Raw genomic sequence first — 11,134 nt, forward strand, 5'->3', positions numbered from 1 at the left:
CGAAGGTGCTGCCGGCGTGTGGGCGTCCGCGGCGACCCGGGTGCCCGAGCGGGCGGCGAGCCGACCTTCGGCGACCGAACCCTTCCCGCCATTGATCGGGTGTCGGCGACCACGTCCCGGGCTTGGAGGAATGTCGACTCTTCGTTGGGTGTCGGTTGCCCGCGGCGCGGATAGGGGATCGGCGTGGCCGACGTCGACTTTTCGGCGATCTTCGAGGCGTCGCCGGTGGCGGTTTCGATCCTGTCGCCCGCGTGGGTGTACGTCGCGGTGAACGGGGCCTACGAACGGCTGACGGGCTGGTCGAGGGAGCAGATCGTCGGCAGGAGGGTGTTCGAGGTGTTCCCCGGCGGGCCGTCGGGGCAGAGCGCCGTGCAGCTGCGCGCGTCGCTGGAACGGGTGGTGAGCACGGGCGAGGTCGAGACCATGCCGTTGCAGCGCTACGACACCGAGGAGCCGGAACGTCCCGGGATCTTTCACGAGCGGTACTGGACCATCCTCAACGCCCCGGTGCTGGGCCCGGACGGACGGGTCACACTGGTGATCAACCGGGTGGAGGAGGTGACCGGCTTCATCCAGAGTCTCCGCGAAGCCGAGAACGACCCGGAACCGCATCAGCGGGCGCTGGCCTCGCAGGCGAGCGCGATCGAGGCGGAGCTGTTCGTGCGGGCTCGTGAGCTGCAGGAGGTCAACCAGCGGCTGCGGGACGCCCAGGAACGCGAGCGTCAGGCCACCGAAACGGCGCAGCGGGCGCTGCAGCACCAGCGTCAGGCGGTCGCCGACACCTCCCATGACCTGCGCGGTCCGCTCGCCGGGCTGCGCACCTGCCTGGAGATCGTCCTCAACGACCCCGGCGGTGACGCCGAGGAGATCCTGCGGTCCGCGCTGTACGACGCCGAACGCATCGGCGACATCGTCGCCGACCTGCTGGAACTGGCCCGGTTGGAGGGCAATGCCCCCTGGCGGACGCGAGCCGTCGACCTGGCGCACCTGGTCCGGACCGAGACCGACCGCCGTGCCCCGGACCACCGGTCCGTCGACCTCACCCTCGACCTCGCCGCGGACGTGATCGTCGACGCCTCGCCCGTCCGGCTGACCCGTCTGCTGAACAACCTGCTCGACAACGCCGAGCGCCACACCCGGACCCGCATCGACGTGACAGTCGTCCAGCAGCACGGGAGGGCGGTGCTGGAGGTCACCGACGACGGGCCCGGCATCCCCGCCGAGGAACGCGAGAAGGTGTTCGATCGCTTCTACCGGCGACCCGACGCCCGCCAGGCCGATCCCGAAGGCACCGGCCTGGGCCTGGCCATCGCCCGCCAGATCGCCCAGGGCCACCACGGCGACCTCAACATCGTCGATCATTCGCCCGGCACCCGCTTCACCCTGTGGCTCCCCCTCCACCCCTCGGTCGGTCCCGGCACCGGGACCGCCGCCGGCGACGAGCCCAACGCTCGATGAGCGGCCTCGCCGCGGGGCCGTGCCCGGGGAGTCTCCTGAAGGGCGAGCTCTCATCCGCGAGGTGACCACGCGCGCCGAGGCGGAGCACGCGATCAAGGCGCCGGCGCCTTGCGCGCCCTGACCCGTCTTCTGGCGGTGCCGAGTCGGCCGCGGCTCAAGCGGCGTCAGTGCTCATGTCTCGTCCGAGCCAACGCACGCAAAAGTGCGGTTTGCCGCAATGGGCAATTCTGACGGCTTTGTCTGATTTCACTTCTCCCCAGTGGCAGGGTCCATCCAGAGGAAAGGAAGGTTACCTGGGGGGAGACCCGCGCGCCTCCGAGCACGTCCGCGGCCCAGATCGCCCAGCCCACGCCCCCGGGTCCCGCGGTTCCCGCGCGAAAAGTCACGATCACCCGCCAGAACAGGGACTGCCTGGGGATGCCCGTCGGACCCACGTTGACCCAGAGCTACACCATCAGGCTCATCCAGTTGGGGCCGTCTCTCGGGACGTCCGACTTCCCGGGAGTCGTCGGGACGGTGACCACCGACGAATTCGGTAATGGCGAGGCCAATGTCAGGGAGAACGTTCTCTCCGGCGCCACCCACGTCTTCGTCGACCTCAACAACACGGCCGACCCGAACGGAGACTTCTTCACGACGGAACCGGTCTCCCTCTTCCGGTAGACAGGCGCTCCTCAGGTCGGTCGGGACGAGCGTTCTCGCTTTTCGGCCTCCGGATTCCGGGGGCCGGAACGCGCGAGTGCGTCCGGGAGCCGCCGGCGCGGCGGCCGTCACCCCCCGGGCGTCACGAGGCCGAGGTCGCGCAGGCTCTCGGCCGACTCCACGATCGTCGTCTCGACCGGGCGCGGGCGCCAGCCGAGCTCCGTCCGGGCCCGGTCGTTGCGGATGACCGGCCGCGCCGGCTCCGCGCCCGGCTCCTCCTCCGCGGGCACCCGCGCGGCGAGAGGGCCGAGGCGGCGCCCGAGGATCGCGGCCACGTCCAGGAGGCCGAGCGCCGGGCCGTCGCCGACGGCCAGGTAGCGCCGCCCCGCGGCCCCGGGCGCCGCCATCGCGCGGATGTGCAGGTCGGCCACGTCGCGGACGTCGACGACGCCGAAGCGCAGCCGCGGCGCGCGCCGCATCGCGCCGTCGAGCATCGCCTTGATCAGCTGCATCGAGGAGCCCGGGACGGAGGTGAGGGCGGGCCCGAAGACGGCCGTCGGATTGACGGCGACCAGTTCGGTGCCGCCGCGCCCGCCGCCCATCAGGTCCCACGCGGCGCGCTCGGCGATCGCCTTGGAGCGCGGGTAGGGCGCCAGACCCGGCGTGTCGGGATCGGTCCAGTCGGCCTCGGTGAACTCCGCGCCCGGCTTCGGCGTGTACCCGACGGCGGCGAACGACGAGGTCAGGACCACGCGCCGGGCGCCCGCCGCGCGCGCGGCGCGCAGCACCCGCAGCGTCCCCTCGCGAGCGGGGACGATCAGCTCGTCGGGGTCCTCGGGCTGGGTGGCCGGGATGGGCGAGGCGACGTGGTGGACCTCCGCGCAGCCGGGCCTTCGAGCGCACCGTCGCGCGCACCGCCCGGCCGTCCCGCAGCAGCGCGGCGGCCAGATGCGTGCCGAGGTAGCCGGATCCGCCGGTGACCAGGACCGGGCTCATCGCGGCACCCCCAGGCGGTCGACCGACCCCGCGAGCCGCCGCAGCGCCTCGGCCTCCGCGGCGGCGTCGCCGCGGTCGCGGGCGTCCCACAGCGCCGCCTTGTCGCGCAGGTAGCCGAGCCGCGCCCGCCGGGCGGCGATCTCCGCCTCGACGCGCTCGGCGTGCCGCAGCAGCAGGTCGCGCTGCTCCGCCGCCGCGCCCCGGCCGCGGGCGCGGTTGGCCAGGTAGGTGCGCATGTCGCCGGTTCCCACGCCGGCGGCGCGCAGGCAGGCCAGCGCCTCCAGCACGTCGAGTTCCTCGGCGCCGTAGCGGCGGTGCCCGCTGCTCTCGTCCCGGAGGACCGGCCCGAGGAGCCCGACGTCCTCGTAGTAGCGCAACGTCGGCTCGCTGAGCCCCGTGCGCCGCGCGACGTCCTGGACGGTGAGAGTGCTCATGTGCTGAGCACAGCACACCTCAAGCGCTTGAGGTCAAAGCCTCCGGGCCGCCGGCGTCGAAACGGGGTGGTCACACCCCTCTGACGGCTTCACGGACCCGCCGCCCGCGCTCAGGCGCCCTGGCCGGCGTTGTCCGTGGAATCAAGGAACGCGGAGATCCGGGCTGCGCCCGTGCGTTCCAACCAGGTGCCGAAGTCCATGGCGGCGGGGTGGATGCGTCGGGTGGCGGCGATGTCGGTCCGGTAGCCGAACTCGTTGAGCCATTGGTTGGCGTAGGCGAAGTCCTCGCTGATGGTGCGGATCGTCTCCAGCGGAATCTGGACGTAAGGCAGCGAGATTCCCAGCGCCGTTCCGATGGCCTCGGCGACCTGGGCCGGGGTGAGTTCCTCGGCGGCCAGAGAGACCGCTCGGCCGATCCACTCCCGCGGCTTGGCGAAGGCTGCCGCGGCGATGGCGCCGACGTCGTCGACCGCGATGAGTTGCTGGACGGTGTCCGGCGCGACTCCGCTGGACAGGGCGCCGTCGCGCAGCGCGTAGCCGCCGGTGAAGTTCTCCATGAAGGAGACCGGCCGCAGGATCGTCGCGGGGAGGCCGAGTTCGGCGATGCGCTGCTCGATCCGCCATTTGCTGACCAGGTTCACCGGCACCTTCTCGCCGGGATGGCGGTCCGCCCCGGCCACCGAGGTGAACACCAGGTGCCCGACGCCGGCGGCCTGCGCGGCCTCGGCGACGTTCGCGCCCCAGCGCACCTCGTCGTCGGTGGTGAAGTCCGGCGCGGTGCCCGGCGAGCCGACCGTGGGCTGCACGCTGAACAGGCCCCACGCGTCCTCGGCCGCGGCGGTCAGGGAGTGGACGTCTTCCATCCGCGCCCGCACGACCTGCGCGCCGGCCCGTGCCAGCGCCCGGGCAGGGGCCGCGTCCGGATCGCGAGTGAGTGCCCGCACCTGCCAGCCGTCGTGCAGCAATTGACGCGTCACGGCCCCGCCCTGCAGACCGGTCGCTCCCACCACCGCGACGGTCTTGTTCCTCGGTGTCACCGCTTCTCCTCATGTCGGACCGGGAAGGCGCGTTCCACATAAGTGGGGTACCCCTCCAGTTAGTGTCCGCTACGATATGGGGGGACACCCCGGTTAGCAAGCGTCAGGAGCCGCCCGTGCCGCAAGGTGCCGACAAGCCGGCCGGACAGCAGATGCGTGCCGACGCTCGCCGCAACGTCGGCCGGATCCTGACGGCCGCGGAGGCTCTCATCGCCGAGGACGGCGCCGAAGCGTCCCTGGAGGAGATCGCTCGCAGGGCCGGAGTCGGCTCGGCCACCCTGCACCGGCATTTCCCCACCCGGCGGGCGCTTCTGGAAGCGGTCTTCCGAGACCGGGTGGCGGCCATCTGCGCCCAGGCCGACGACCTGGTCACCGCCCCCGATCCGGGAGAGGCGCTGTTCACCTGGCTCCGCGCCGTCGGCGCTCAGGCCGCGGCCAACCGCGGCTTGAGCGCGTCCGTCGCGCGCGACGGCGGCGGGCCGGCGCTCGGCGGCGGTTGCCACGACATGATCGTCGGCGCGGGCGAGCGACTGCTCGCCCGCGCTCGCGCGGCGGACGCCGTACGCCCCGAGATCACCGCGCTCCAACTGCTGAAGCTCGTCGCCGCCGTCTCCACGGCCAGCGAGCGCGATGCCGACGGCCCCTCCGAAGCGGACCAACTGCTGGCGATCGCCATCGACGGGGTCCGGCCCCGCTGAGCGCGGCCCGCGCGCGTCGACGCGAGCCCAGTCCACCAACGCGGCGCCACCGGCTGACGAAGTGGCGCGGTCGAGAAAGCAAGGGACCCCCACCCGTGTACCAAGTTCCGTGCCACCAGGTCGAAAGGCACCTCATCGATCTGGCGCTCACCGACATCGAGAAACGGACCTTCACGCGCTGGCACAGGATGGACGCGGGATACGAATACGATCCCGAGTTGTTCGCGGAGACCTGCGATGAGCTCCTGGACCATGTAGCTGCGTGCGCTCGGTTCGATCCGGCGCTGTCGGGGCCCGCGGTGCGCGCCGCACTGCAGACCGCGGCGGAGTGCGCGGCGGCGGTCCTCGACCGCAGGCTCTGGCCCAACGGCGACTTCGAGGTCGACTTTCCCGTCCTCACCGCTCGGTACGGCGCCACGAAGCTCACCAGCCCCGAGACGTCCTACTCCCTGGACAAGCCCCGGACTCCGCCGGTCGCCGAGTGGGTCCGGTCGTTCGCGCTGTGCCTGATCAGCAGCGCCTTCGGGGTGCCGTGGCGCCGGAACCTCGTCCTCAAGCTCGACGTCGCGCCCGAGATCCACGTCTCGCCCGCCGAGTCCGCGGCCGCGCTGGCCGAGATGGACGCGCTGGCCGACTACCTCGTCGACGGCGACGGGCCCCCGCTGGTCGTCAGACCCGACAGACCGGCCCGTGTTCGCGCCGCGCGCCGGCTGGACGCGGCCGGACCGCTGACCCCCGACCAGCACCTGCTGCGCGTGCTGCTCGACGACGACCGGCCCGCCTTCGAACGGGCCCTGGCCGACCGCCTCGCCCGGTACCGCGAGGACATCGGCGACGATCCCGCACCTCGGACACTGCTGCCTCTCGCGGCGATCGCCCTGGCGAACCTGGCCGTTCTCGCCCACGGATGGCCCCTCGACGTCCGCTCCGGCTACCTGCCCGAAGGGCTGCTCCCCGAGCCTCCCGCTGACGGGCCGCCCGCGACGGAGCCGGTGGTCGTCCCGACCCGGCACGGCCTGCCCGACACCGACGACGGGCTCCGCGATCTCTACGAGCGCCTCACCGGCGTCCAGCGGCGGGCGCTGCGGATGATGCTCCTCAACCCCGGGCCCCAGATCTCCACCCCGGCCCTCTCCGCCCTGACCGGTCTGCCCGCCGCCGAAGCACTGGTGACGGCGGAGGCACTGGCCCAGATGTCCCTGGTGGAGGTGGGGGAGCCGTACGGTTGGTGGCGTCCGCGCGACCCGGCCCGCGCGTTCGCCGCCGCCCTCGGCCGCGCCGAAGCCGGGGAGCACGACGACGCGCTCGCGCGGCTGTTCGAGCACTACCGGCTCGGCGCCGTCGACGCCGGCCATCAGCTCCACCCCACCACCCGGGACCGCAGGCGGATGTTCACCGGACGGGGCGACGCGCTGATCTGGCTGGACATCGAGACGCCCAACCTGATCGCCGCGGCGCGGGCCGCCGCCGATGCCGGCCGTCCCCTCGTCACCCGCCACATCGCCTTCGCTCTGGGCGAGTACCTGGACCTGCGCCGCCGCGTCGCCGACGCACTCCAGCTGTCCACCATCGCCTTGCAAGCCGCCCGCCAGACCGGAGACCGGCCTGGCCAAGCCGACGCGCTCACCGGGATCGGCAGCGCACTCAGCCGACTGCAGCGGTCCGAGGAGGCCGTCACCGCGCACACCGACGCCGCCGCCCTCTACCGCCAGAACAATGATCGGTCCGGCGAGGCCATGGCGCTGAACAATCTCGGCAGTGCCCTGCTCGGCCGGCAGCGGCACGATGAGGCGTTCGACGCCTACACCGACGCCGCCGCCATCTACCGCGAGGTCGGGGATAAGCGCCGCGAGGGTCTGGCGCTGAACAACCTCGGCAGCGCCCTGCGCGACGTGCAGCGGTTCGAGGAAGCGATCACCATGCTCACCGAAGCCGCCCGGATCCTCGGCGAGTCCGGAGACCGGCGCCGCGAAGGCTTGGCCGTCAACAACCTCGGGAGCGCCCTCAAGGGGACCGGGCGGCTGGACGAGGCGATCACCGCCCACACCGACGCCGCGGAGCTCTTCCGCCGGACAGGCGACCGGCACGGCGAGGCCACGGCGTGGCACGGGCTGGGCCTGGCAAGACATGCGGCGGGCCGGCCGGACGAAGCCGCTGCGGCGATCGAGAAGGCGGCCGTCGCCTACCAGGAGGCCGGTGACCAGCACTGGCACCGGCGAGCACTCGCAGTGCTCGACCAGATCAGGGCCCATCAGCACGACGGCAGATGACATCCCGGCACCGCCCGCAAGAAGATCAGTCCCGCCGGGTCGCTCAAGCGGCCGCTCGAAGCGACGGCTCTGTCGTGCAGGACCGTGGAGCCCCTTTCGCCGGCGCAGCCCGAGAAGCCGGTAGCTGTACAGGTCTCCGGCCCGCCCTGCGACGACACCGCCGTCCAGCGCGATCGCGTCGAAGCCGCGCCGGATCCAGCGCACCCTGTGAGCCGCGGGATCGGTCACCACCGTCCGGCCGTCCTTCCAGGTCAGCACCGCGGTCGTCGCGTCGGACCCGACCACGTTGACCGGATTCCCCAGGGGGCCGCTGTCCCACGGGAGGGGCAGCTCGTCGTGGAGAACGTTCCTGCCGCTCGACGGGTCCACTCCGATCAGTTCGATCGCCGCGCCCGAAGGCGTGGTGCCCTGCCCGGGGACCTCCGTCATGAACGCGGCGAGGGCGGTCCGGCGGCCCTGCCGCACCCGGCGAGAACCAGGGCCGCGGCGACTACTGTGCAGATCCCTATTCTTTTGTCCATAATGTGGATCTTGCGATCAGTCGGCCGCGACGTGAAGTCCATTCTCCCCGGAAGCTCCGAAGGCGCTTTCATTGAAGGGCTCTGACAATCAGGTGCTGGAGCGCTGACGGTCGACGGCTGAGGAGTCATGTTCAGCATCGCAGATAGCGGTTCTGTTCAGCGGAAGAGCGGGCCGGTCGAGTCGGTGTCGGCTGCTAAATTCTGATCCATGGAACCGACGCGGGAGGACTCGGTCTCGTACGGACCGGTGCCCCGGTATCCGATCGAGTCCGTGGACAACGCCCTGCGTCTGCTGTCGTTGTTCCGCGACCAGGAGCGGATCCGGGTGAAGGACGCCGCCGAGGTGCTCGGCGTGGCGACCGGTACGGCCCACCGGCTGCTGGCGATGCTGGTCTACCGCGGCTACGTGGCGCAGGATCCGATGTCCAAGCTGTACGTGCCCGGGGTCGTGCTGCTGTCGATCGGTCTCGAGGCGGCGCGCCGGTCCGGTCTGCGCGAGACGGCCCGCCCGTTCCTGGACGAGCTCAGCGAGCGGCTGGGGGAGACCATCCACCTCGCGACCCTGGTGGGCTCGCAGGTCCTGTACGTCGACGGACGCGAGAGCCGCCGGGCGCTGCGCGTGGTCTCGCGCGCCGGGACGCTGCAGCCGGCGCACTGCACCTCGGCCGGCAAGGCCCTGCTCGCCGAGCTGCCTCGGGACGGACTGCTGGAGCTCTATCCGGATGAGCGTCTCCAGCAGTCGACCCCGCAGTCGGTCGGCCTTCGCAGTCAGCTCCTCCTGGACCTCGACGGTGTGCGCACGCGGGGCTACGGCCTCAACTTCGGCGAGCTCGAAGAGGGAGTCGGCTCGGTCGCGACCACGGTGCACGGCCCGCACGGCGCATGCGTCGCGGCCATCGGGGTCAGCGCACCGCTCAGCCGCCTGGACGACCTGCGCATCCGGCAGACGGCCGACGTCCTCGCCGAGACGGTCTCCCGCTTCCAGTCGACCCTGGCTCGTTAGCTTCCCGGTCAACGGCGGGCCGCGCGACGCGGCCCGCCGTTCGCGTTCCCACTGTTCCGCGACACCCCGACTGATCTACTATGCAGAAACTAGTTCTGTATAACAGTGAGAGGCGAGGTGGCTCGGTATGAGCACGCGAGAAGCCGCGACACTCGACGGCACGGTGGTCGTCGTCACCGGAGCCGGACGGGGCCTCGGCCGCGCCTACGCAATGGACCTGGCCGCGAGGAACGCCACGGTGGTCGCCGCGTCCCTCCACCGCTCGTCCGCGGTGGACACGGCGGACGAGATAACGAGCCGGGGCGGACGGGCCGACGCCTACGGGGTCGACGTGACCGACGAGGACGGGCTGGCGGACATGGTCGCCGACGTCCTGGAGCGGCACGGCCGCATCGACGTCCTGATCAACAACGCCGGCGGGGCCATGGCGGCCCCGCGGCCCGCGGAGGAGATCGCTCGCGACGACTGGAACCGCGCCCTCTCCGTCAACCTGACCGGCGCCTGGCTGGCGGCCAAGGCGGTGATCCCCGCGATGAAGAGCGCTCGCCGGGGGACGCTGATCAATGTCTCCAGCACGACGACGAAACGCGCCTTCCCCCTGGGCCTGGCGCCCTACATCGCGGCCAAGGCGGGCGTCGAAGGGCTCACGAGGGCGCTCGCACGGGAGCTCGGCCCCTTCGGCATCACGGTCAACGCCGTGTCTCCGGGCCTGGTGCTGATGGACAAGGCGGAGCGCTCGGCGCACCCCGAAATGCTCATCGAGATCGCCGAGCGGGTCCGCTCCGAGCAGTGCGTGCCCCGCGCCCAGACGACCGACGACCTCTGCGGCGCCGTCGCGTTCCTGGCGTCCCGGGAGGCGGCCTTCATCACCGGCCAGGTCGTCGACGTGGACGGCGGCTGGGCGCTCGGCTGACCCGCCCGCCGTCGTCGCGGCTTCGCATCGCCGCAGGTCAGGCGGATAGCTTTGAGACACCAGCGGACATGTTGCTCAGATGAGCGAAATGCTACGCATATGTTGCATCCCGATGAACTGGGTTCCTACGGTGTGACCCTCAGCACAACCTGGGAGGGCACATGCGAAGAACGTTCCTGGCAGGGGCGCTCGCGACGGTGGTCACGGTGGCATCGGCGTGCTCGGTGTCGACCGGGCCGAGCGGCGGTTCGGAGCGCAAGCGCGACGGCGGGCAGCTGACGATCGGCTTCAGCGAGGTCACCCAGCAGTCGCCGTTCTATGTCCAGCTGAAGGACGGGGCGCAGCAGGCCGCGGCCAAGGCGGGGGCCAAGCTGCTGTTCGCGGACGCCAACGGCGACGTCACCAAGCAGAACAACGACATCCAGGACCTGATCACGCGGGGCGTGGACGTCCTGCTGGTCAACCCGGTGGACCCGAAGGGGGCCGCGGCGGGGCTGGCGGCGGCCAAGGCCGCGAAGATCCCCGTCATCACCCTGGACCGGCCGGTGCCGGAGGGGGCGGCCTCGCACGTCGGGCGCGACAACGTCCAGATGGGCAAGCTGGTCGGGCAGCGGCTCGCGCAGGCGCTCGGCCCGGCGGGCGGCAAGGTCGTCGAGCTCCAGGGCGACGCCGGCGGCGCGGTCGCCCGGGACCGCGGGAACGGCTTCACGCAGGGCGTCCAGGGCAACCCGAAGATCAAGATCGTCAAGGGCCCGTACTGCGACTACATCCGGTCCAAGGCGGTCAGCGCCATGCAGGACCTGCTGCAGGCGAACCCCGACGTGAAGGCCGTCTACGCGCACAACGACGACATGGCCCTCGGCGCCCTGCAGGTGCTGCGGGAGAACAAGCGGACCGACGTCAAGGTCGCCGGCGTGGACGGGCTGATGGAGGCGGTGAAGCTCATTCCGCAGGGCCAGTACGTCGCCACCGCCCTCAACGACCCGATCAGCGAGGCCACTCAGGCGGTGCAGACCGCGGTGAAGGTCGGGAACGGCGAGCAGGCCGCGTCGTACGTGGACGCCGGGACGGCCCTGATCGACCCGGCCAACGCGGCGAAGTACAGCGGCTCCAGCGTGTTCGCACCCGCGCAGTCCGCGTCCTGAGGCCTGAGAAACGCAAG

10 protein-coding genes are annotated in these 11,134 nt (G+C 71.8%); 7 read left to right on the top strand and 3 right to left on the bottom strand.

Going from position 1 to position 11,134, the window contains the following annotated elements; genetic code table 11:
- Positions 1-183 precede the first annotated feature (183 nt).
- Together ACQEU6_RS03090 and ACQEU6_RS03095 are read left to right on the top strand one after the other, a co-directional pair.
- Positions 184-1,458, top strand: a complete 1,275-nt coding sequence (locus tag ACQEU6_RS03090) for a sensor histidine kinase (RefSeq protein WP_499329048.1) — start codon at positions 184-186, stop codon at positions 1,456-1,458.
- A 417-nt stretch (positions 1,459-1,875) separates the two neighbouring features.
- A complete protein-coding gene (locus ACQEU6_RS03095) occupies positions 1,876-2,121 on the top strand; it encodes a hypothetical protein (RefSeq protein WP_499329049.1) in 246 nt (81 codons plus the stop codon).
- 107 nt (positions 2,122-2,228) lie between these two features.
- Here ACQEU6_RS03095 and ACQEU6_RS03100 read toward each other — a convergent pair whose 3' ends face one another.
- From ACQEU6_RS03100 to ACQEU6_RS03110, 3 genes are all read right to left on the bottom strand, one after another.
- Positions 2,229-3,050 carry an NAD-dependent epimerase/dehydratase family protein gene (locus ACQEU6_RS03100; RefSeq protein ID WP_499340083.1) on the bottom strand — a complete coding sequence of 274 codons (822 nt, stop codon included), beginning with the start codon at positions 3,048-3,050 and terminating at the stop codon, positions 2,229-2,231.
- Between the two features lie 42 nt (positions 3,051-3,092).
- Positions 3,093-3,530 (bottom strand): MerR family transcriptional regulator, encoded by a 438-nt coding sequence (locus ACQEU6_RS03105; protein WP_499329050.1) that lies wholly within the window; start codon positions 3,528-3,530, stop codon positions 3,093-3,095.
- A 110-nt stretch (positions 3,531-3,640) separates the two neighbouring features.
- Positions 3,641-4,567, bottom strand: a complete 927-nt coding sequence (locus ACQEU6_RS03110) for an NmrA family NAD(P)-binding protein (protein WP_499329051.1) — start codon at positions 4,565-4,567, stop codon at positions 3,641-3,643.
- A gap of 116 nt (positions 4,568-4,683) precedes the next feature.
- On the opposite strand from ACQEU6_RS03110, the gene ACQEU6_RS03115 reads away from it, so the two are divergent.
- The 5 genes from ACQEU6_RS03115 (at position 4,684) to ACQEU6_RS03135 (ending at position 11,117) form a co-directional block, all read left to right on the top strand.
- The gene (locus tag ACQEU6_RS03115; RefSeq protein WP_499329052.1) at positions 4,684-5,265 is read left to right on the top strand and encodes a TetR/AcrR family transcriptional regulator; all 582 of its coding nucleotides are present in this window, start codon (positions 4,684-4,686) and stop codon (positions 5,263-5,265) included.
- Positions 5,266-5,360: 95 nt separating this feature from the next.
- Entirely contained in the window at positions 5,361-7,535 is a 2,175-nt protein-coding gene (locus tag ACQEU6_RS03120; RefSeq protein WP_499329053.1) for an Imm49 family immunity protein, read from the top strand.
- 729 nt (positions 7,536-8,264) lie between these two features.
- Positions 8,265-9,059 carry an IclR family transcriptional regulator gene (locus tag ACQEU6_RS03125; RefSeq protein WP_499329054.1) on the top strand — a complete coding sequence of 265 codons (795 nt, stop codon included), beginning with the start codon at positions 8,265-8,267 and terminating at the stop codon, positions 9,057-9,059.
- A 127-nt stretch (positions 9,060-9,186) separates the two neighbouring features.
- Positions 9,187-9,972 carry an SDR family NAD(P)-dependent oxidoreductase gene (locus ACQEU6_RS03130; protein ID WP_499329055.1) on the top strand — a complete coding sequence of 262 codons (786 nt, stop codon included), beginning with the start codon at positions 9,187-9,189 and terminating at the stop codon, positions 9,970-9,972.
- 161 nt (positions 9,973-10,133) lie between these two features.
- Positions 10,134-11,117 (top strand): substrate-binding domain-containing protein, encoded by a 984-nt coding sequence (locus ACQEU6_RS03135; RefSeq protein ID WP_499329056.1) that lies wholly within the window; start codon positions 10,134-10,136, stop codon positions 11,115-11,117.
- The last annotated feature ends 17 nt before the right edge of the window (positions 11,118-11,134 follow it).

Source organism: Spirillospora sp. CA-108201, assembly GCF_050936235.1.
In the GTDB taxonomy this organism is placed as follows: Bacteria; Actinomycetota; Actinomycetes; order Streptosporangiales; family Streptosporangiaceae; genus Spirillospora.